We start from the raw sequence: 21,439 nt of genomic DNA on the forward strand, positions 1-21,439 counted from the left end.
TCAGCATGCGGTCGCGCGGTCACGCTCCCGCCGGACTGACCATGCCGGGTCGTTCGTCCCTCTCCCGAAACTCACGGTATGCCCGGAGTGTCGTCACGTGACCACGATCAGCGACTTTTCGCCCGTTTGTAGTACGTGACTACCCAAGGTGATCAACTTGTGAGTTGCCTGGTCAGAGCCGCTTTCGCGCGACGATGACGCCGCCGCGGCAGGAGATCGTGAACTCGCCGTGCCGGTCGATGTGCTGGACGAGCAGCTCATGTGCACGATCGATCGTCGCGTCGAACGGGACGCCGCCTTCGTCAGCCCAAGCCCGGTACGAACGGAGGTGCGCGAGCACGGGTTCGGGCTCGCGGACGGTGATCACGCCGGGAAGGTCGACCGTGGTGACCTGTTCGAAGTACGGCTCGAGCAGGCGATGCGCGTCTTCGAGCGCGAACCGTTCGCTGAGCGCCACCCGCCTCGGCCCGTTGTCGATGCCGAGGACGTCGCCGGCGGCCGCTGACCAGAGGTCGTCCAGCTCAACCTTGTCGCTGTGCGCGTTCGTCGAGACGAACACGAGGCCGCCGGGAACGAGCGTCCGGCGGATCTCTTCGAGCGCCGCAGGCAGGTCGGCGACGTGGTACAGCATGTGCAGCGCCAGGACGACGTCGAACCGTCCAGACGCGAAGGGCAGCGCCGCCGCGTCAGCCGCCACGGTCGGCGGTGGCAAGGGCGCCAGGATCCCCGGCGAGATGTCAGCTCCGATGACGAGCGCCTGCGGACGCTCACGCCGGATGCGGTCGAGGAACTTCCCGTTCCCGCAGCCCAGGTCGAGCACGCTCGCGGCCGAAGCCGGCAGATGTTCGAGGACGATGCCAGGCAGGTCGTAGCGCGGCTGCTGCCAGCCGTACAGCGACTGCCGTGCGGCGAGGTCGGCTTCGTCCTTGTACGCACTTCCGGCGAGCTTGGCACGGCTCGTCGTGTCCACGCCCTCAGGTCGCGACGTCACTTCGCGACCACCGTCGATCCCGGCGGAAGCGCGGGTGGCGGCGCGCAGAACTCCCGGATCTCGTTGCGCAACCCCTTGGCGCTGGCCGTTGTGAGGTACTTCGTGGAGCTCAATCGATCTCCGATGTCGCGGGCCCTCTTGACGATGCTGGCCGTTCGGCGCACCTGAGGCGCGGCGAGAACGGGAACCAGGAACGACTGCGTGGCGTCTAGATCGCCCAGGACCATATGTGCGCCAGCCAAGTCGAGGCGGGCAGCGAAGATGTCTCCCGCGGAACGATCGGCGGGGGCCGCCGCCTGGTAGACGTCGAGCGCGAACTGCGACTTTCCGATGGCCTGTTTTGCCAGTGCCGGACTGCTCTTCAAGGTCAGCAGCGTGGTTCCGGCGTACACCGACTGCTTCGCCGCGGGAAAGGTGAAGACGCCGGAGTACTCGTCCATGGTCGCGTCGGCGCGCGCGGTCTCCGCGACATCGAGTGCGGTCAGCGTTCCTTGTTCGTCACCGCGTGCCGCGCATGCCCGCGCTTCGAGACTCGCCAAGCGCGCTCCAGTCGTTCCACGCGGCCGAAACAACGCACCTTCCCGTGCCCGTTCGACAGCGTCCTCGAGCCGGTCATCCCAGTAGGCGATCAGGCTCTGGAGCGCCTTGATCCAGCCGAGCATGTCCTGATGTCCGGCGAGTTTGGCGTACAGCCACGCGGTCTGCGCGTGGATGTCGGCGGCACGGTAGTCACCGAGGTCCAGCGACACGTGCGCCTGCAAGCCGCCGAGCCTGCTCGCGTGCAGATAGAGGTCACGAAGCTGGTTCGGGATCCGGTTGCTGTCGAGCATCCGAAAGACCTCTTGACGTAATTCCCGAATTTCGCCGAAGACGTCGACCAGCGGCCGGGAGATGTAAGCCGCGGCGATCCTGCGGATCTCGGAGTCGAACTGTTCGACGGCCTCGTTCGTCGTTCCCGAAGACGCGATCATGCGCGCAGTCCGCGCGGCATCGCGCGCATCCTCGGCGACTGCCTGCCGGCTGAGGTCGGCATCTTCAACCCCTTCTGGTGAACTGGTCAGGACCGTAACTCGCCCCAAGCGACGACGAACCTGTTGCTCCTTCTTGGCTTCGCGCCAAAGCGCGCACAGCCGCCCTGCGGCGCCAAGGGCCTGATCGAGTGACTCGACGAGATTCTGCGACGGAAGATTCCCGCCGACCCGTTCGGCCATGGAAACGTAGTTCCGGGTGTATCCCACCCGCTCACCCAGGCCGGACTGACTCAGGTCGGCCGCACCCCGGAGCCGCTTGATCTCCCCAGCGAGACGGGCTTGCGCCGTCTCGGCGGTGACACTCTCGTCGGCCATGTGGTCTCCGGCTCTGCCAGGGGGTAAATGAGGGTAAATACCAAACGTAGCGACGTTACCCCGTTACGTAACTATACCGGTCACGCCAGAGTGGTGGAAGTCCAAGAAACCACTCGCGTCCGGAGGTCAGCGATGACGACAACCGTCTGCAAGAACTCGATGCGCCGCCATTCGAAGCGTCGGATGCCGTTCTGGCCGACCAAATCGCGAGCCACCCCCTCGCAGGATCCTGAACCCGTCCAGTTGTATAGCTTGCTGACGCTGTATCTCGCCGTACACGCGCCTTTCCCCGACACCGACCCGCTCCACGGCCGATGCTCGTGCTGCGGACAGATCTGGCCGTGCGTTTCCGCCCGGCTGGCCTACCGGCTTCGCGAAGGCTTCTGAGCGAATGCCGTCCAGGAGGCCGCCATGTCGATGTTCTGGTCTGTCAGCGCTGCCGCAGTCACCGTCTGCCTGATCTGGCTTTTCGTCAGCCATTTCAGAAGGCGCCGCCGAATCCACCTGTTCCGAGGGCAGCCGTACTGGGCGGCTTTGGCGATCGTCGCCAGGGTCAGACGGCAGCGAAAGGATGAGGAAATCGAATGGCCTTCGGCCGAGCCTGAGTTGCTGGACGACGAGCCGACCGAAGTCATCGTTCTCCCGCCCCAGCCACGGCCGTACCTGGAAGCCCTACTTCCGCTGTCACAGGAACCCAGGAGGCCGTAGGGCGGTTTGCCGAGTAGCCCGAACGAGACTTACCCATTCCCGTGACGACGCCGAGGCGGGTGGCCCGATCATGGAAGAACCACCATCGATCCGGTCGTGGAACTGCGTGATCGTCGACAGCGACAGCCCGTTGGGCAAGGTCGCATCCGGGGTATGCGACCTGACCGCACATCTGCCCGACCCCGACGTCACGTTCCTCTGCTCAATCTGCTTCAGCCAGCAGTGGCCGTGCGAACGGTTTGACGTCGCGGCAAGGGAAGTGCTCGCCGCGCGGCTCTCGCTGGCGGCTCTCATCCCAGCCGAACTCCACCACCGACCCTGGCCACAAGTCCTCAGTGGCCGTGACCAAGCCCGACTTGAGAAAGTGATCCATCGTGTTCAAATCGGCACCTGAACCACCGGCACGATCCAAGCGTGCCGAGGAGTCAACAGCCAAAAGCCGAGAGCTCGGCGCCGCATTGCGGCGCGCACGAGAGGCTTCCAGCCTGGCTCAAGTCGATATCTGCCGCCCATTCGGCTGGGGAGCACCGAAGGTCTCTCGGCTGGAGAGCGGACAGCGCGAAGGGTCTCCTCTGGACATCGTCACCTACCTGGCAAAAGCCGGGACGGAACCGGCCGAGTTCGATCGCCTGAAGAAGTTGGCTGAGTCACCGGCCAATGGCTACGACCTCCAACGCCACCCGGAGAACATGCCCGATCTGCTCCCGACCTTCGACTTCCTGCACGCGAGCGCCAAGACCATGACGTTCTATGAACCGCGGCGGATCCCTTCATTGCTGCAGAGCGAGCAGTACGCGGAAGTGATGCTGCGACACAACCGGAACCCCAAGGACCCGCTCATCAAGGAAGCCTTGCAGGCACGGCTTTCACGGCAACAAGTACTCCAGAGCGTGGCAGAGGGCTTCGACGCCACCTTCTACATCGACGAAGTTGCTCTCCACGACCCGACCATGCGCAGCGTCCTGGATGAACAACTCCTTCAGTTGGTGATCACCTCGACCGTGCCGCACTGCCACGTGCACATCATTCCGTCCGACAGCTTCGACGATGAACTTCAAACTGCATTCGGCTTCTTCGAGGACTACGACGGCAACTCGGTCCTCGCCGTTCACACCGCCACCGCGATGTTGGTACTGGAAGATGTCGAAGACCTGGCGCCGTACTTGCGGAAGCTGAACGAACTTCGCGAGACAGCCCCGAACGAGAAGGAATCCACGGAAAAGATCAGCTCGGCGGCACGTCCTTAAGGTTTCGAGCAGCTTCGTCTAACGGTGTCGCCGCCATGGTCCAGCCGTCGCGCCGCTGTGCAGCCCCTACCGGTGCCGGCGAGTCACTAGCAAGGGTGCGGATGATGTCGTTCCCTTGCCATACGCTTCGGTCGGCCATACTAGACGCATGGCACACCTCGTGTACATCGATGAGACAGGTTCAGTCGGGAAGGGCGCCAAGAACCAAGAGTTGCTAACGCTGGCCGCCGTCCTCGTCCACGAGGATAAGGTCCAGCCCCTCGCGGAGGCGTTCCGCAAGGTGGCGTGGAAGCACCTAGACTGGCTGCCCGCCGCCTTCGAGCTTCACGGAAACGAAATCTGGAACGGTACAGGCCCTTGGGACTCCCTAGGGTACGCCGAGCGGATCGCCGTGTACGAGGATGCGATCACGGTCCTCGACGACCTGGACATCGACGTGTCCTACGCCAGCATCCACAAGGAACGCTTGCACAAGCGATACGAAGGAAACGCCGACGAGAACGCATACCTCCTAGCCCTACAGTTCCTCCTCGAAAAGATCGATAAAACCGGAGGAAACAAGATTCTCATCGCGGACGAGCATAAAGAACATCAACTGCGAGCGGTGAAGATGGTCGCCGACCTCCAGGACTGGCGCGGAGGTGAAGTGCCCGGGGCAAAGCTCCGGACCGTTATCGACTCTATGCACTTCGTGCGCTCGCACACGAGCCCTGGAGTACAGTTGGCCGACCTTGTGGCCTATGCGCTACAGCGTCAATGGAACAAGCGGGACAGTCATCCGTATGCCAAAGCCGCAATCGCCAGAATTACCAGCGTGATCTCCGACCATACCCATACGTGGCGCCAGCCCTGGCCAGCCCACTGAGCGCTGCGCCCAGATGGGCACGCGTCAATTGCCCACGAATCCCAGTCATTGAACAGCTACCATCCACGCCTCCACGGGAGGCCTCGCCCCTATCAGTGGCCCCTCGATGCTGCTGTACCCAGTGGCATCCCCTCCGGATCATGAACACGGCTGAGGAACTAAGGCAGGCCGAGACAGGCGACCACAAGCCCCTCACCCGGGAGCCACGAAGAAGATAAGAGGAAGCCGGCTACGTCGTCTTTCGCGGGCGACCGCCACCTGCACCTTGACCTGGCCGCGCTCGCTCCCATGTCCGGATCTCCGCCTCACGCGCAGGCGACCAACCAGGTGTCCGACCGACGACTACGTCAGGCTCCGGGAACGGGTGCCCAGAGGCGTAGCGGCGCCGCCACAGGGCGACCGTCCGATGCGAGACCCCGAACCACTCCCCGATTTCGACCATCCCGAGATATCGAAGGGTCAGCCCTTCGCCGGTCGGACGGCCATCTTCCACCCGATGGTTTTCGCCGCTCACCAGGCTGAAGTTAACAGGGACCTGCGCGTCCGACCCGGACCAGCGACATCGCGGCATGTCTCGCCTCAAAAAAACCTTGTTGACTATGTATGCAAAGTTTACTTACCCTGAACCTTGTTCACTCAGTGCTCAAGGTTTCTTGGGAGGCGCAAGGCGGCACATCAACACGAGGTCGTTGGCTGTTCGGAAGCGGTTCGAGGGGCGTCGCCATGGCCGAGCACACTGAAGCCGCCTGGTGCCCGCCCGAGCCGCGCGAGCTTCCCGCCTTGCGCGAGCACCTGGCCGAGTACCTCACGACCTCCGTCGCTCACCTGTTCACCTCGGCGATGGTCCGCGAAGGCCGAGGAACACTTCGCCCGATCGGTGATCCGGACATCGGCGCCGAGTTGATGCTGGCGGACGAGTACCTGCGGCTTCATCAAGCGCGGCTGTTCTACGTCACCAGCGACATCACGCCCCTCGTTCACCATGCCGCCCGCAATCTTCGGGACCGCTGGGACATCGAACCTCAGGACTTGCCCGCACTGACCGGCTTCATGCTCTTCGCCGAACCGCTGGCGACCTACGCGAGGGCGGACGGCAAGGAAGTCGCCATCGTCGCCGTCTCTTGGGGAGAGACCACCCTCATCAACCATACCGACGGTGGACTCTGGCTGACCTTCTGGAGCGCCACCGACTTCGCGGCGGTCATCGCCAAGTTCCGCGCGGTGGGCTTCCCAACGGCCGAAGCGACCCGGCTCGCGCACTCGCAGAATGCGGAGCTGACCTGGGACAACGAGATCTACATGCCCTGGGGAGCTACCCAAGCCGTCGTCCCCGACGAGCCCGGCGGGCAAGTTCTCGACCCCACCAAGGTCTCCGCCGCCAAGACGACGATCGACTGGCTACGCGTAGTCCACGCCGGATGGATCTTCTGCCAGCCGAACGGCTTCACGGAAGTAACCGACGAGCACCTCCCGAAGACGTTGCGGAAGCGGTCCGCGCGAGCCGGTCACTCCACGGACCCGGTCCGAGTGCTCTCGGTCAGCCGGAAGGCACCTCCTCGACCGGCGCGGGCCTTCGAGCCGACGGGACGCACCGTGGGGGTCCGCTTCCCGGTCGCACCGTTCCTTCGAAGGCAGGCATACGGACCCAACCACTCGCTCCGGCGCTGGAAGGTCGTGTCCGGCCACTGGCGCGGCCCAGCTGACGCGCCGGTCCGGATCGGCAAGAAGGTCAACCTGATCGACACTCCCCCACCTGGACAACAAGGCAGGAAATCATGATCGCAGTCAAACGAACGAATCCGACCGACGACGTCATGTCGGCAGCCCACCACTGTCTCGCGGCCGAGAACTTCTTCGCTCGTGCCAAAGAGCTTCACGACGAGATCGCAGACGTTCCGCGCAAGCGGAACCGCTTCCATCGACGCCTGGCCAATAGGCTGGAGCGGTCGTACAAGAACTATCTGGAGTGGGCACGTTTTCACCTTCAGATGGCGGAGGTCATCACGCAAGGAAGCAACCTGGTGCTGACGTACAACCGCGCTTCGTCCACTTTGGATCCACGTCTTCTCGGTACGGACGTGGCCCACGAGGTGGTTTGCTGGGATGGGTTCATCGGCGGACAGCCGCGCGACGGCCGGGAACGCTGGCTCTCGAAGCCGGGCGCGGCTGACGCCGAATATTGAACCGGTCAGCTCACAGCAGGTCTTCGTAACCGAGGTCTGCGGCGACGTCTTCGACGAAGTCCTCTCCTGGGACGCCGGGATGTTCGTTCTCTACATCCCAGGCCGCGTCGCCGACGGCATCGCCACCTTCTTCCAGCGCGTCGACGACCATCTCGACCAACCCACGGGCCTGGTCATCATCGAGGTCGAAGCGCTGGGCCGCGTTCGATGCGGCTTGTTCGAGATCCTAGTCGTACCAAGGAGGTTCGTACATCGGCGGGCTCCTTCGCTGGTGTCTGAGCCCTCAGAACATGGCGTTCTCCCCGTGCGTTCGATTCACGCGGCCAACGTCGCGCTCAGAACGGTGGCGGCCAGCATCGGCGGCGCGAGCGGCATACGACCGTCACGAAGGCTCCAACGCTTCACGAGCAGGCCGAGCCCGGCGAGCAGGGCGGCCAGCAGATAGGAACCGACGATTCCGGTCAGGAGCCACTTCCACCCCAGCCAGCCAAGCAGCATCCCCAGGCTCGGCGCCAGCTTGACGTCGCCGGGGCCTGGATCGCCGGTGAGGACGAACGACACCAGCAGCACGCCGCCCCACACCACGGCGCCGACGAGCGCCATGGTCAACGACGGCACCGAATCGGTAATCAGCGCCGCGGTGACCAGCGTGATGGCCACCCCCACGGCCAGGGGCGCGGTGAGCCGGTCCGGTACCCGGTGCTCGACGACGTCGACAGCGGCGGCCGGCACGCCGATCATCGCAAGGAGGGCGCCTGCGGCGACCAGGCTGGGCGGCCAAACGGCGGCAGCCGCTCCGACCACGGCGGCTGCGACCACGATCGCGATGTAGTGGGGACGCTTCGGCGCCGTCTTGAGAGTGGCGCGGAACAGCGGAGCCGATACTGCGGCCAACCCGCCGCCGAGGACGAACCCGACGACGATGCGCAGGTCGATGTTCATCTAGCGGTCGCCGCCTCGTCCATTCGGTGATCGTCACACGGACTCGGAGGCTGGTCCGCCGAATCGGCCTTCACGTCGCTCGACCGTGTGAACACCTTGCCCGCAGACCCGAACCGGATCTCGGCGCCGTACCAAGAACCGACTTCATTCGAACGTGCACGGCGGTAGTGCCACCCCGGATGATTCGAGACCGCGAGCCCTCGACGGCACTCGCAAGTGGTCGCGCACCACCACCCGGGCCGCACACGCAAACCCGCCTGGCCCACGGGCGGGAAGTGGCCGACGAGCGCACCGGTCGCCTTCGTGATGATCTCTCCGAGGGAGGAGCCGCGAACAAGCAGCTGGCCGTGCGCCTCGTGGTGTTCGGCGACCCATTCGACGTCGCATAGCTGAGGTTCTGAAGTCGCACTCATACCCGAGACAAGCCCCGGTGACGAGCCGCTTGATGCGATGAAGCTCAGTCGTGGTCGAGCGCTTCGAGGCCCTCGCGCTCGCCAGCGGGGATCGTGGTCATCCAGGTGTCGAAGTCCTGCAGGACGACGAGCTGGCCAGAACGCGCCGGCTGCACGGTCGCCGTCGCACCACCGACAAGGTCGAGCCGGAGCCGCGGGCCATCGAGCCGTGCCGCGGTGACCTGGAGCGCCCGACGTCGGATGATCGCCAGATCGAAGACAGGTAGCCGCGTTTCCGGGTCTTGGAAGGCCGCGCTCAGTGGCCGGACCCAGAGGAGAGCGGGCTCATCCGTGTCCCGACGTACGTGCCTGGCCAGCGCGACCCGTTGGCCGCCGTCGATGACGAGTTCGGCGCCAGGCAGCAGGTCGTCGGCCCGCTTCTGTGCGCGGCCGGCGACCAGGTTCTCGAGGATGCGCTCGGCCTCGTCGAGGTCGATCTCACGATTCACGGGTCATCTCTCCTTTCATACCTTCAGAACGTCGTCGATCGGCTTGCCGGCGATATGCGTGATGCCTTTGGCCGTGAACATGGTGTGGATCTCGTCCCGCTGCTTCTTGCTCTCGCAGAGAATTCGCGACGGCCCTTCAGCGCCTAGCAGATCGATTCCATCACCGAACATGACTTCGTTGGCAGGGTTCGTGAAGTGGGCGATCTTGAAGGGGTCTCGAGTGGACGACGCGTACTTACCGGCCTTCGAGGGATTGACGGCCCCAAAGGTATCCGCGTTCGCGCCGTAGTAGTCCGCGCGGTGCATCAGCCGCTCAGGTTGGTCCCACACCAGCTTCGGGCCATCATCCGACGGTGGTTTGCTGAGCACGCGCAGGAAGACGGAACTCGCACCGCCGGTGAGTTTGTCCTCGTCTTCGCTCATGCCGACGCCACGGCTCACCCCCATCAACGTCCGGCGCTCGGTGGAGGCGAGCACACCGTTCGCCAGCATCGCTTTCAGCCCCGACGCCGACGTGGCGTGGACCAGAGCCTTGCCGTTGAACGCGGTCGTCAGCTTCGGCATTGAGTTGCCGACATCGATTCGGTTCCACGTCAGCCAGCCGCCGGACCGCCGGGGAACCGGGTCGTAGCCCGCGGTGGCGGCGAGTGCCTGGCCGGTCTGGTGCCCAGTCACCTTCGCTACGGCTTCGCGCAGAACCTTCACCCTCGTCGGTAGTGCCTGCGTGTGCGCGTCCAGCTGGATATCCTTGGCAAACCGCGCGAGCTGAACGTCGTCCAGACCAACGGCGAGGTGAGCACGCTCATGGAAGAGCTCTTGGCGCGTCATCTCCTCGAGCTGATCGCCAGTCGCGATGGCTGCCTGCACCTCGGTCTTGCCTGCCAGGTTCTGTGCTTTGACGTTCGCGACGAGGTAGCCGTATTCGCCTTCGGCTTGGGTCATGGGGCGGTTGGCCAGGTTGAGCTGCCCGAGCCGTTTGACCACGTCCGGGCCGTGCCCTTCACCGGCGGGCGCGACGATCTCGAGCCTGCCGCGCAAGGAGAACTCCGTCGTCTTCGGCGAGTTGACGCTGTAAGGCCGGTAGACGGCCTGGAATCCATCTCCGAGGTTGATCACGTACTCCTTGCCGGCGACCTTCTCCCACCGCGCCATTCCGTTCCAGCTGGCCTGGCCCGTCTCGGAGTCCAGGGTCGGCTTGATCCGAGTCGCGTCGCGCAGGAGACCGGCGACTCGGTGATCGCCATGGTCGCTCGCAAGCACGGGCATCGTCACGGTGACCGTCGTGATGCCTTCGTGCAGGTACGGGTTAATGTGCCCGACGTTCTTCGCAGCGGCGTCAAAGCCAGCCTCACCGACGTTGCCACCGCACTGGCCGCACTCACGGGCGAACCACACCCACTCGCCCACGCCGTCCGGGAGGGAGCACTGTGACGTCTACCGCCGCCCAGCCGTCACTACACGGAGCCAACGAGAACACCGTCACCGGGTTGACGCCACCGCAAACCGATGGTCTCGCCTGTGTTCTCTGCGGAACTGCCTGTCTCGACCATCCCGTCCCGCATCGCACGGCCGGCCGATCGACCTCCGGTCCCCAGACCTTCGCCTGCCCGCACCGCGTACTGCATACCGTCGCCGGGGTATTCGAAGGGCCGGGAAGGTGAGCGCTGTTGCCGGGCAAGGCCGACGTGATCGGGCACTCTGGGTGCAATGTACCTGCACCGTTTTGGTGGCGACCGGCGCCGCCCACGTCTTCTACCGGCACGGACGGACATTCGCCCTCCAGCACGGTGCCGATGAGTCCACCGCCTCGATGTGGCCACTGATCGTCGACGGGTTGCTCACCACGGCCACAGTCGAACTCTGGAAACCTGGTGACGGCAGTCGATCTCATGGCCGCTGGGCCGCCTGGCTTGCCTACTTCTTCGGAATTTCCCTGTCTCTTTGCGCGAACATCGGCACAGCTCCGGAACCGAGCATCTTCGCGATCACGGTCGCGGCATGCCCACCACTCGCTCTTCTGCTAGCCGTCGAGCTGCTGAACCGCGCGTTGAAACGCCACCGCGCCGACAACCTGACCGGAACGACCGAACCTACCGTGAAAGTGGTCGAGACTGGTGAGACTGACACCGAGCCAGCCGAGACCGACAACGAGAGCCGAGTCGCAGCTCTCATCGCCGTCTCGGAGAACGCGGTTGAGCAGGTTGAGCCGACCGCCGAGCAATGGATGTGGCAGCACTACCAGCGCGAGCGAACACGCGGCCGAACACCAACAGGAGCCGAACTGGATCGCATCGCAGGCACCAACAACTATGACCGTCGGGTCCTCCGACAGTGGCGGGCCGCCGGCCACGGCTCACCGTCGTCACCAGAGCTGGAACCATCAAGCTGACGAACCTGACCCCGACTGGCAGCAAGGAGCTGCTCCACCAGAACACCCAACCGCACGAGGCCCTGGAGATTCTGCTCCGCTCAGGTGACCCGCTCACTGAATGTCCAAAACCGCACATCCGGTGCGAGGCATGCAGGTCGAGGGCATGCCGTGTCGGGCATCGTGGCCCCCGGGAGCTGCGATTCCGCCGGCGAACCTCTCACGCCACTCGCGTGGGTTGCGCCTGACGCGGGACATCCCGTCTCAGCACACCGTCGATTGAGCACTCGGATCGATCGCGCTGAGCAGCGAGACGACTTCGCAGCGTGGATAGACCACGATGCTGCATCACCCGAACCGAGCTTGACGTGGACCCGATCCGCATTGCGGTCTCAGCGGCCGACAAGCCCTCGATGACGCGCAGCCACAGGACGCGACGTTGCTTGTCAGGAAGCATCTCGAGCAGCTTGCACAGGTGCAAGCCCAGTTCGCGAGACATGAGGAGCTCCTCCGGCGGCAGGGCACCACTGGGAACATCGGGCACCAGCGCCACCGGTCTGCACCGGTCGCGCGAGTTCTTCCGCCAGGCGTCGATCAGTTTCCGCTCGGCGATTATGTAGACAAATGCCATGAATGGGGAGCCCCTGTCATCGTATTTCGGTATGGCACCGAGTACAGCGATGACGACCTCCTGAGTCACGTCCTCCACGGAGAGCATCCGTTGATTGACACCGCCGAGCCGCCGACGACAGTAGCTTTCGACCTTCGGGTAAATTCGGCTCAGCAATTGGTCGGTTGCGCTACCGCCCCCTCCACTCTGGCGGGTCTGTCGCGATTCGCGTTGCACCGCCTTCACAAGGTCGAGAAGGAGCGCGGATTCGGCACTTTCAGCGCGGTCTCGCGAGAGTTGCTCTGCTGTGGGAATGACGGTCATGGCAAGCTCCGCGTGAATCGGGCGACGATCCGCGTCGTCGACATGATCCGGCGAAGAACGCCTTGGCGCACTTCGCCCGACGCCGGGAATTTTCCGTTCAGAAAAACGAACTAGTTACGATCCCGGCATGCAGCCAAGATCCAGATCGACATCGGCGTAGCCAGTCTGTCCACCCCCGTTGGTCGCTTTACCTGGCCACAGCATGCCTACGGCAGCGGCGGCGAACGTGGTGGCGCCCCGGCGCCCGCACTGATCTTTTCGGCATGCGCCTTCACACCTCTCGTGAACCGGGAGACCTAGAAGCAAGCATCGAGTGGACGGGCAGGGCGTGACAACGGCCACAACTATACGGTGCCCTTCTGTCTTGTCAGGCTGCCCTCGTTTCCCGAAAGCGTTCTGCCCTAATGCCGACTCGTTACCCTAAGCGAACAAGATCCGAATTACTCGTCCCACTTCGCCTTGGCGACGTAGACTCCTGCCCGTAACGCCCAGCTAGCACTGTCACTGACTTACGGAACTGCTGCCGCCCGGGAGTCTCGCGAAAGAAATGCATGACAGGTCCTGGCCATGGTGCCCTAGAACCGTATCCATGATGTGATCGCCGGCTTGCGGGTCGGTCACATCGGAAACGATGTAATCAACCTGCGGATCTAAATCGCCCTCGACCGGATGCCGGCGAGTTCTTCGCCATCGGCGCTATCGAGCGGTCACGATAGACAGACAGAAACAATGGCGAATCAAAAACCGGACAAGCGGTCCACATCCCGCGGACAGCAAAGAAGGCGCCGAGGGTCGCGATCGCGGAGTGCTGGCTGGAGGCCAACCCGCACGACGCGCTGAACACGGATGCGCCTGCGACTGGCAGGTCGACCCGCCGGGCGCCTGATGCCGCTGTCCCGCCGGGTGGGCTTCTGCTTCCCTTGCCCGAGATCGGTCCGCAGGTGAGGAAGGCAAGGAAGTGTTCGGCTTTGCGTTTGTAGCGCACCTCGGATTCGATTCCTTTGCGAGCGATGCGGCACCTTGATGCCGCCGTCACGGACCCAGCGTCGCAGGTCGGGCTGGCCGTAGGCATTGTCGGCGTGCAGCTTGACCGGCGCGGATCGCCGGAATCGCCATCACCAATGGTTTGAGCGCATGGGAGTCGTTCGTGTTCGCGGCGGAGACCGCGACCGCGAATGGCAGACCGTGCGACCCGCTGGACACACGACGCCGGCAACGACCGTCCGGCTACGCAGCCGAACTCGCCCACGGTCACGGGTTCAGCACGTAGTTGCTGACGCGCTGCGCCCCACCCCATGAGGTGTCCAATGACGAGGTGGCGGCGCTGATCGGTCGCGATGACGAATGGATCCGTGCCCGGACGAGAATCGGCAATAGGCGGAGGGCTATACCCGGTACATCCACGGGAACGTTGGCTGTCGCCGCGGGCAGGCGTGCGTTGCGTTCAGCCGGAGTCAGCACCGTAGACCACGTCGTTCTGGCAACCACCACTCCAGACCGGATCACTCCGGCCACAGCGCCGGCGATCGCATCCGCGCTGGGACTCTCCGCGCCCGCATTCGATCTCAACGCCGGGTGCACCGGCTTCGTCTACGGTCTTGCCGTCGCGTCGAGCCTGATCATGGCCCGTGCTGCGGACAGCGTGCTGTTGATCGGCGCCGACACGCTTTCCTCGATCACTAACCCCACCGACCCGATGACCGCACCCTTACCCGCGGACGGCGCGGGCGCGGTCATCCTGCGAGCGGGCACACGGAGGAACTCGGCGCTCTGCACACATTCGACTTGCATAGCGAGGGTGAGCACCTCGGATTACTCAAAGCTGATCATGGGGACCGCGTCGTGATGCAGGGCAGGCAAGTCTTCATGTCCGCGGTGCACACCTGGGGATCGACGACGCTGCGATGGCCCGAACTTGCAGTGGAGAACGTCAACTGAAGCGATCATGAGGAGTCACCATGAATGAGAACTTCCGCAGGTTGACCAGGATACTGGAGCGTTGGCCCAAAGTAGCGGGCGAAGACATTACACCCCAGTCGGAGATAGACAGCGGTCTGGACATCGACTCCATCAACCGGCTGGAGCTGGTACTCGCCATGAACAAGGAGTTCGGGATAACTTTGACGACGTCGACGTCTTCGCCGCAAGGACCGAGCTCGACCTGGTGAAACTCGTCCCGGCGTCTGACTGAACCGCGCGGCTATCGTCCGCAGTGACGACGGCCACACTCGATTCCTGCTCGCCATCCTTGCGCGGACATACGCCGACGCGCTCGGTCGCGGCAAGCTCACCGACCGCCGCGACAGGCGGAGCGTCCTGCCGACGAGCCTTGACGATACACGCATGCAGTGTTTCCGGGTGCACATCCACCATCGGGGCCGATGGCGTGCGAGGCAGCGCAGACGGACTCGTACTCATCCAGGCGATCCACGGCCAGACGGACGGCCTTCTCACGAACCTCGGGCGGGTGACGCTTGGGCATGATGACCATCATCCTCACGGAAGGGAAGCGGCCCCCAACCCATGACGGTTCACCGAGACCGTCGCATCAGCCGAGTCATGTCGCCATGACGTTCCGACGAAGCGGAAGACGCGCCACCGCGTGGACGGTCGCCTACCCTGGCCAGCACTCAGCGCTGGTACGGGGCGATGGCGTCGCCTGTTCCATTCTACGGAACAGGCGTTTGCTAGCCGACATGCCCAAGTAGTCTAATTCGTTCGAACGAAAACCCCTTTGGGCGAAGGAATCATTTCCTTCGTCCGGTATCCCGTGCGGCCTACCTGCCGAGGAGCGGCCTATGAGCGAACCCGCTGCCACGCCACAACCTTAGGCCGTCACATCAGACCGTCGTTTGAGCGTAACACTCCGCTTGCACACTGACAGGCCGACCCTTCACCACACACCCACCCGTGCCGGCCACAAGCGATGCAAATCAGACTTGGAATCAATATCCCAGTCGCCACAACGTCCGAACTCATTTAATTGGACCACCTCCAACGTTCGCCCAAGAACAACTTCTACTCTGACAGATCGTCCGGCCCATGCGCCCGTCCGCGTATGACAGCGCCAGAGGGTCATGATCTTGATGATCTCACCGCGCGAAAAGCGACGGCCTCTTGAGCACCACGAAGTCCGCACACTCGAAGTGGGCAAGCGCGGATCCCTCGGACCCAGGAAGGACTGCCATGCCGGGCAAAGAGAAACGCAAAGCCCTCGTTCTCGGCGGAGGAGGTCTCACCGGCAGCGGCTGGCTGATCGGTATGTTGTGCGGGCTCGTCGACGCCGACATAGACATCCTGCAGGCGGACCTCATCGTGGGAACCTCTTCCGGAGCCTTGGTAGGCGCTCAGGTCGCCACCGGATGCGACCTTGAAGTGCTCTACAGCCAAGTGGTCAGCAATGCTTCACCAGAGCCCGCTCTGGAGTTGAGCACTGCTGCCCTCACCGCGTTGGGCGGAATGCTGGGTGGCGCACAGAGTCCCCAACTCTGCCGGGCGCGCGTAGGGAAGGCCGCCTTGGCCGATGAAAACGCCTCGACCGGCCTAAGCGCCTTCATCGGTGCCCGGCTCCCAGTCGCGAAGTGGCCGGATCGAAATCTCTGCGTCACTTCCGTAGACGCGGAAACGGGCGAATTTGTCGCCTTCGACAGCGGATCCGGGTTGTCGCTCCTCGACGCCGTGACAGCCAGCTGTGCTCTGCCGTTCATCTACCCGCCCGCGCGAGCACTTGGGCGACGTTGGATGGACGGATTCATCAAGTCCCCCGCGAATGCCGACGTCGCCGGCGACTACGAACGAATCGTCGTACTGGCGCCGATGCCGGAGGGATTCGCGGCGGGCAGCCGCGTGGTAGCCCAGACGGCCGAGCTCGCGTCTCGTACCGGCGCCATGATCGCGACAGTCGTAGCCGACGAGGTGCCGGTTCGGCCTCTCGACCCGGCCCTCCTCCCGGACGCGGCCCGCGCCGGGCGTGCCCAGGCCAAATCTGCGGCGACCGAGGTGGCCGCGGTCTGGAACGCGCCGTCGGCACCGCGGCCCCAGGCGGTCCGGTAACGCCTGCGAGACAGGAGACCTTGATGTCAACGGACACCCACTGGGTCGACGACCTCCTGCTGAGCCGGTCCGAGGGCGAATTCCGGCTCGGAAGATCACTGCCACGCTCCCTTTTGCGGGAAGAAGTCGGCATCCGCGAAGAGATGTTGCGCGGGTTCGGAGTGGGCCCGGCGTCATCGGTCGCCATGCGGCTTCCACCGTGTGCGGAGTTCATCACGATCGCGCTGGCCGCCTGGCGGTGCGGCGCCCGGCTCATTCTCGTGGACCACCGGGTTCCAGACTTCCACTGGGAACGAACCGTCGAAGTATACGGCGCGAGTCTCACCTTCAGCTCTGGGACGTATCCGGACGGACGGACGGTCTGCCTCCCCACGCGTCTGCCTGGAGGACCACGAACAACCGGACACGCTCTCATCCAGTTCAGCTCCGGCTCGACCGGCGATTTCAAGGGGATAGGACGGCACGTCGACGACATAGTGGCAGAGGTCACGAAGTCCGCCAGCGTCGACGGAGCTCCCATGAACGGTGAAGACGTCGTGGTCTTAACGGCCTTCGCGCACGCCTACGGTCTTTTCGCAGGGTTACTCACGGCCCTTTACACCGGCGCGAACCTGATCGTTCCCGATCACGGGACCGCGCTGGGGATCGTTCGAACGCTGCGGGGTGCCACGAGACCGACATCCGTCTTCGGTGTTCCCTTTCACCTCCAGATGCTCGCCACAGTCCCTGAGCCTCCGGCGCTCCCTCACTTCGAGCGATTCGTCTGGTCCGGCGAAGCCGCGCCTGCCAGTGTTTGCGACCTCGTGGCCGATCGCTACCGCACCCGGGTCGGCCAGCTCTACGGCATGACTGAGACCGGCATGATCTCGGCTGATCTCGACGGCCTGCTGCGCCCCTCCGCCGGCGTGCTCGCACCGGGAATGGAAGCACGAGCCGACCACGGTGAACTGCTTGTCAGGCTTCGCTCGTCACCCTACGTACCGGAACTCGCGACGCGGCAAGGTGCCTGGCAAGACGGGTGGCTCCATACAGGAGACGCGGCCACGATCGACCTGGACGGCCAGGTACATCTGGAAGGACGCGTGGACTCCCAAGTCGCCGTCGGCGGGCTCAAGGTCGATCTGATGGCCCTCGAGCGCATCTTCGCCGCGATCGAAGGAGTGCGTGATGTCGTGGTCATTCACCGGAAAGCGATACACGCTTATCTGGTCCTGGATGTTCCCGACGCACTCCCTCGCATCAGCGGCGAGGCCGACAAAGTGCTGGCGCCGCACCAGCGACCCGCCGCATATCACGTGGTACCCAGTCTGCCTAAGACACCTACGGGCAAAAGAATCCGTGATCCTGAACGACTTTCGTCCGCCGCGATGCCCACGGAGAGAGCTATCCGATGAACTCTTCCACCGTGGCCGAATTGGCCGCCGCCCAGATCATCGGCACGCTGCGCTCCGAAGATCGGCAAACATGGCACTTCGCCCCGGACACCAGGCTGGGCACGCCCGGCCTTGAACTCACCCGTGGTGAATGCATCCAGCTGGTTCTGGAGCTGGAGGATCGCTGGAACGTCCACCTCCCGGACGAGCATACCGACCGCCTGGAATCCTCGACGATCGGAGAGATCACGACACTCTTCGCGACTCTGCTGAACGATCGCTCGTCCTCCGAACCTCCACCGTTACCGACCCGCGAAGACATCCTGCTCCTGGTAGCCACCGCCCGCGGCGTCGAGCCGGACGAAGTCTCCGAAGAGATCGACTCCTTTACCCGGATGTGGCTGCTGCACTCGATGGAACAACGCCACCACGTGCCTATGGACACCATCCCGAGCAGCCGCCTGGCGGAAATGAACTCAGTGGACCGCGCGGTGGAGATGTTCGAGGAAGTGCTGCAACAAAATGGTCTGCATGAATCCTTCGACAGGGAGCCAACGCCATGACAAACACGGAAGCACGCACCTTCGCAAGCGAACTGGGCGAGATGATCATCATCGAAATGGCTGACTTCGTGCAGCTCTTCTCCGAGACATTCGAGATCGCCGCCGGTACGACCCGCTCGAACGTCCCAGACACCTGCCCACGCTGGCATCAGTTGCGTGGAATGCCGTTCGTATCTGAACCCTACGAAGCGCTGGCCGCGGTCCGCGACAGCGCGCCGCCCACCGTGATCGGCGAGTTCGGCGGCGCTCCGGTGTGGCTGGTCACCCGCTACGACGACGCACGCAAAGTGCTGGTGCACCCATACGTGAGCAACGACTTCTACGACGCACCCTGGTGGGTGAACAAGGCCCGCGACCCGCAGGACGCGACTCCTGACGAGTACCACCACACAAGGACCCTACCGCTCGCGATGGAGGACGAACGCCACGCCAGGACACGCCCGGCATTGGTGAAAGCAATGAGCACCCGCCGCGTCGAGGCGGTAGCCCCGTTCCTGGAACAGACCGCCGCCGACCTACTCGACGGACTGCCCGAGACCGAACCGGTCGACCTCCACTACCGGTACGCCGTACCGCTCGGCAACGCGACGCTCGCGAAAGTACTGGGAATTCCCTCGGACCTGTCCATGACCTATCCGCAGTGGAGCGACTTGCTCAACTTCCACATGCTCGATCCACAAACCGCACGGGTCGCCGCGGGCAAGTTCTACGGTTTCGTCGCGTCGGTGATGAGCGCGAAACGGCACTCGCTCGCCGACGACGGGTTCTCGGACCTGTGGCGCGCGCACGATGACGGAGTACTGAGTGAATTCGAGATTTACGGGGCGGCAGCGCTGCTCATGCACGCCGGCCAGGAGGCCACAGGCGTGGTGACGAACGGCTTGGCGTGCCTCCTGCGCCATCCCCGGGCTTTGGCGGAAGTCACGTCGGATCTGTCGAAACTGGCCGGCCGGATCGATGAACTGATCCGGTTTGAGAGCCCACTCCGGCTGACCCTGCCACGCCACACCAATGGTCCGGTCGAGCTCGAAGGCGTAACCATTCCACCACGAGCGTACATCGTGGTATCGCTCGCGGGGGCCAACCACGACCCCGCACATTTCGCCAGCCCTGACGCTCTCGATATCGACCGTGACGCCGGCAGCCATCTGGCTTTCGGCCACGGCGGCCATCGTTGTGTCGGCGCGCGCCTCGGAACGATGGTGGCCACGACCGGCCTGCACGCTCTGCTGAGCCGATATCCGGCGTTGCGCCTCGCCGATCCTGACCAGCCCATCGCATGGCGCCCGAGCACTTTCTCCCGCAGGGTGGCGACAATGCCGGTCATCCTCGGCCGAACGCCATGAACCTGGGCAGCCACATTCTCCAGCGGATGATCAGATTGCCTCCGCCTGCGACGCGTGCTCTCGTCGTCCAGCGTGATCTCCGGGTGCCGATGCCGGACGGCGTCGAGTTGCTCGCGGACCGCTGGGCGCCGCGCACGGGTGGAGAAAGCCTTCCCACGGCCTTGATCCGAGGCCCGTACGGCCGCTCGGGCATGTTCGATTTGCTGGTTCGGCCACTGGCCGAGCGCGGCTATCAGGTGCTGATCCAGAGTGTTCGCGGCACATCGGGTTCCGGCGGGGCCTTCGATCCGATGCGCCAAGAGCGCGAAGACGGACAGGCAACTCTGGAATGGGTGGTGAAGCAGCCGTGGTTCGGCGACTCGATCGTACTGGTCGGTGGCAGCTATCTCGGATACGTGCAGTGGGCGGTGGCCGACCGCCTGCCTCCGGAGGTCAAGGCGATGATCCCGCAAGCGACGGACTCCGCCATGACACTGGAGTTCCTGCGTGGAGACGGTCTGTCGCTGGAGACACCGTTCGGGTGGGGCGTGCAGACCGCGGTCCGGGAGCGCCCGCTGTCCATGCTCGGGCAGCTGGCACGCACACGGCGAATCAACAGCGCGCTCACAACGCTTCCGCTCGGACGCGCGGACGTCGCCGTCGTCGGCCACCGCGTCGACTATGTCCAGGACGTGCTCACCTGTGACGCGTCCCATCCGCGGTGGGCCGGTATCGACCACCGACAGCGGGTCGCACAGGTGACTGTGCCCGTCAGCTCTGTAGGTGGTTGGTACGACATCTTCTTGCCTGGTCAGATCCGTGACTTCCGAACCATGCAGGACTCAGGACGGCCGGCACGGCTCACGATCGGGCCGTGGACGCATGCCGGCTTCGGTGACTTCGTCGCCAGGACGAACACGGCTGTCCAGGAGGCCGTCGAGTTCGGGCTGACCTGCGCGCATGGTGACCCGCCACCGAAGCGCGCTCCGGTTCGTCTGTTCGTGATGGGCGCGGAGGAATGGCGAGACTTCGATACGTGGCCTCCGTCAGGCTGTCAGGAACGGCGATTCCATCTCGAGGCCGGTGGGGTGCTGACCGGCCAGGTATCCGACGAGTCGGAGCCCGACCGGTATCGCTATGACCCGGCCGATCCCACGCCTGCCGTCGGTGGCGTGCGGATGACCCGCGGCGGCCGTGTCGACAACACGGCTCTGGAGTCCCGCGCGGATGTACTCACCTACACGAGTGAGGTGCTCGGCGGGGACGTCGAAGTCGTCGGCGAGGTCAGCGCCGAAATCTGGTTTCGCTCGAGCTTGCCCTATGCCGATGTGTTCGTCCGGTTGTGCGAGGTCGATCCGCGCGGCCGCTCATACAACATTTGCGACGGTCTGACCAGCTTGTCCGGCGCCGACGAGATATCCCGCGTCACGGTGCGGTTATGGCCGACCGCATATCGTTTCAAACGTGGCCACCGCATCCGGGTCCAAGTATCCAGCGGCGCCTTTCCCCGCTACGCCCGCAATCTCGGCACCGGAGAACCACACGCCACGGCCACCACCGTCCACGCGGCCGAACAATTCGTCTACCACGATCGAACTCGTCCCTCGGCTGTGCTGCTGCCCATCCGCCTGCTGTAGGAG

21 protein-coding genes and 1 pseudogene are annotated in these 21,439 nt (G+C 64.3%); 14 read left to right on the forward strand and 8 right to left on the reverse strand.

What is annotated here, in order from left to right; genetic code table 11:
- Positions 1 to 172 precede the first annotated feature (172 nt).
- Both H074_RS35930 and H074_RS35935 read right to left on the reverse strand, forming a co-directional pair.
- Positions 173 to 991, reverse strand: coding sequence for a class I SAM-dependent methyltransferase (locus H074_RS35930; RefSeq protein ID WP_039924230.1), 819 nt, complete (start codon positions 989 to 991; stop codon positions 173 to 175).
- Positions 988 to 2,337, reverse strand: a complete 1,350-nt coding sequence (locus H074_RS35935) for a helix-turn-helix domain-containing protein (RefSeq protein WP_007035016.1) — start codon at positions 2,335 to 2,337, stop codon at positions 988 to 990. Before H074_RS35935 ends, H074_RS35930 begins: the two co-directional genes overlap by 4 nt.
- 411 nt (positions 2,338 to 2,748) lie before the next feature.
- Between H074_RS35935 and H074_RS35945 the strand changes: the two genes are divergently transcribed.
- The 6 genes from H074_RS35945 (at position 2,749) to H074_RS38920 (ending at position 7,340) form a co-directional block, all read left to right on the forward strand.
- Complete coding sequence (locus tag H074_RS35945; protein ID WP_007035018.1) at positions 2,749 to 3,045, forward strand: hypothetical protein; 297 nt, start codon at positions 2,749 to 2,751, stop codon at positions 3,043 to 3,045.
- 106 nt (positions 3,046 to 3,151) lie between these two features.
- Positions 3,152 to 3,439 carry a hypothetical protein gene (locus H074_RS40530; RefSeq protein ID WP_007035019.1) on the forward strand — a complete coding sequence of 96 codons (288 nt, stop codon included), beginning with the start codon at positions 3,152 to 3,154 and terminating at the stop codon, positions 3,437 to 3,439.
- Positions 3,420 to 4,292 (forward strand): helix-turn-helix domain-containing protein, encoded by an 873-nt coding sequence (locus H074_RS39785; protein ID WP_161630724.1) that lies wholly within the window; start codon positions 3,420 to 3,422, stop codon positions 4,290 to 4,292. The genes H074_RS40530 and H074_RS39785 overlap by 20 nt, the downstream gene beginning before the upstream one ends.
- A 148-nt stretch (positions 4,293 to 4,440) precedes the next feature.
- Positions 4,441 to 5,157, forward strand: a complete 717-nt coding sequence (locus H074_RS35960; RefSeq protein ID WP_007035021.1) for a DUF3800 domain-containing protein — start codon at positions 4,441 to 4,443, stop codon at positions 5,155 to 5,157.
- Between the two features lie 723 nt (positions 5,158 to 5,880).
- The gene (locus H074_RS35970) at positions 5,881 to 6,936 is read left to right on the forward strand and encodes a hypothetical protein (protein WP_007035022.1); all 1,056 of its coding nucleotides are present in this window, start codon (positions 5,881 to 5,883) and stop codon (positions 6,934 to 6,936) included.
- Positions 6,933 to 7,340: a hypothetical protein gene (locus tag H074_RS38920; RefSeq protein WP_007035023.1), complete on the forward strand. Its 408-nt coding sequence runs from the start codon at positions 6,933 to 6,935 to the stop codon at positions 7,338 to 7,340. Before H074_RS35970 ends, H074_RS38920 begins: the two co-directional genes overlap by 4 nt.
- A gap of 10 nt (positions 7,341 to 7,350) precedes the next feature.
- On the opposite strand, the gene H074_RS41855 is transcribed toward H074_RS38920, so the two are convergent.
- From H074_RS41855 to H074_RS35995, 4 genes are all read right to left on the reverse strand, one after another.
- The gene (locus H074_RS41855; RefSeq protein WP_235096964.1) at positions 7,351 to 7,491 is read right to left on the reverse strand and encodes a hypothetical protein; all 141 of its coding nucleotides are present in this window, start codon (positions 7,489 to 7,491) and stop codon (positions 7,351 to 7,353) included.
- Positions 7,492 to 7,655: 164 nt separating this feature from the next.
- Entirely contained in the window at positions 7,656 to 8,282 is a 627-nt protein-coding gene (locus tag H074_RS35985; protein WP_007035025.1) for a prepilin peptidase, read from the reverse strand.
- Positions 8,283 to 8,739: 457 nt separating this feature from the next.
- Positions 8,740 to 9,183, reverse strand: a complete 444-nt coding sequence (locus tag H074_RS35990; protein WP_007035026.1) for a hypothetical protein — start codon at positions 9,181 to 9,183, stop codon at positions 8,740 to 8,742.
- A gap of 15 nt (positions 9,184 to 9,198) precedes the next feature.
- A complete protein-coding gene (locus H074_RS35995) occupies positions 9,199 to 10,590 on the reverse strand; it encodes a hypothetical protein (protein ID WP_007035027.1) in 1,392 nt (463 codons plus the stop codon).
- 319 nt (positions 10,591 to 10,909) lie between these two features.
- On the opposite strand from H074_RS35995, the gene H074_RS36000 reads away from it, so the two are divergent.
- The gene (locus H074_RS36000; RefSeq protein ID WP_200865850.1) at positions 10,910 to 11,572 is read left to right on the forward strand and encodes a DUF2637 domain-containing protein; all 663 of its coding nucleotides are present in this window, start codon (positions 10,910 to 10,912) and stop codon (positions 11,570 to 11,572) included.
- Positions 11,573 to 11,771: 199 nt separating this feature from the next.
- Here H074_RS36000 and H074_RS36005 read toward each other — a convergent pair whose 3' ends face one another.
- Both H074_RS36005 and H074_RS41340 read right to left on the reverse strand, forming a co-directional pair.
- Positions 11,772 to 12,485, reverse strand: a complete 714-nt coding sequence (locus H074_RS36005) for a sigma-70 family RNA polymerase sigma factor (RefSeq protein WP_083920559.1) — start codon at positions 12,483 to 12,485, stop codon at positions 11,772 to 11,774.
- 988 nt (positions 12,486 to 13,473) lie between these two features.
- A pseudogene (locus tag H074_RS41340) lies at positions 13,474 to 13,670 on the reverse strand (transposase); the annotation flags it as partial.
- 130 nt (positions 13,671 to 13,800) lie between these two features.
- On the opposite strand from H074_RS41340, the gene H074_RS39805 reads away from it, so the two are divergent.
- The 7 genes from H074_RS39805 (at position 13,801) to H074_RS36040 (ending at position 21,436) form a co-directional block, all read left to right on the forward strand.
- Positions 13,801 to 14,331, forward strand: coding sequence for a thiolase family protein (locus tag H074_RS39805; protein WP_161630725.1), 531 nt, complete (start codon positions 13,801 to 13,803; stop codon positions 14,329 to 14,331).
- A gap of 112 nt (positions 14,332 to 14,443) precedes the next feature.
- A complete protein-coding gene (locus tag H074_RS36015) occupies positions 14,444 to 14,653 on the forward strand; it encodes an acyl carrier protein (protein WP_007035031.1) in 210 nt (69 codons plus the stop codon).
- A gap of 1,018 nt (positions 14,654 to 15,671) precedes the next feature.
- Positions 15,672 to 16,538: a patatin-like phospholipase family protein gene (locus H074_RS36020; RefSeq protein WP_007035032.1), complete on the forward strand. Its 867-nt coding sequence runs from the start codon at positions 15,672 to 15,674 to the stop codon at positions 16,536 to 16,538.
- Between the two features lie 23 nt (positions 16,539 to 16,561).
- Entirely contained in the window at positions 16,562 to 17,932 is a 1,371-nt protein-coding gene (locus tag H074_RS36025) for a class I adenylate-forming enzyme family protein (protein ID WP_007035033.1), read from the forward strand.
- Positions 17,929 to 18,474 (forward strand): hypothetical protein, encoded by a 546-nt coding sequence (locus H074_RS36030; RefSeq protein ID WP_007035034.1) that lies wholly within the window; start codon positions 17,929 to 17,931, stop codon positions 18,472 to 18,474. Before H074_RS36025 ends, H074_RS36030 begins: the two co-directional genes overlap by 4 nt.
- On the forward strand, positions 18,471 to 19,820 hold the full coding sequence (locus H074_RS36035; protein WP_007035035.1) for a cytochrome P450: 1,350 nt from the start codon (positions 18,471 to 18,473) through the stop codon (positions 19,818 to 19,820). The genes H074_RS36030 and H074_RS36035 overlap by 4 nt, the downstream gene beginning before the upstream one ends.
- A complete protein-coding gene (locus tag H074_RS36040; RefSeq protein WP_007035036.1) occupies positions 19,817 to 21,436 on the forward strand; it encodes a CocE/NonD family hydrolase in 1,620 nt (539 codons plus the stop codon). Before H074_RS36035 ends, H074_RS36040 begins: the two co-directional genes overlap by 4 nt.
- Positions 21,437 to 21,439: the final 3 nt, after the last annotated feature.

It is taken from the genome of Amycolatopsis decaplanina DSM 44594 (assembly GCF_000342005.1).
GTDB lineage: Bacteria > Actinomycetota > Actinomycetes > Mycobacteriales > Pseudonocardiaceae > Amycolatopsis > Amycolatopsis decaplanina.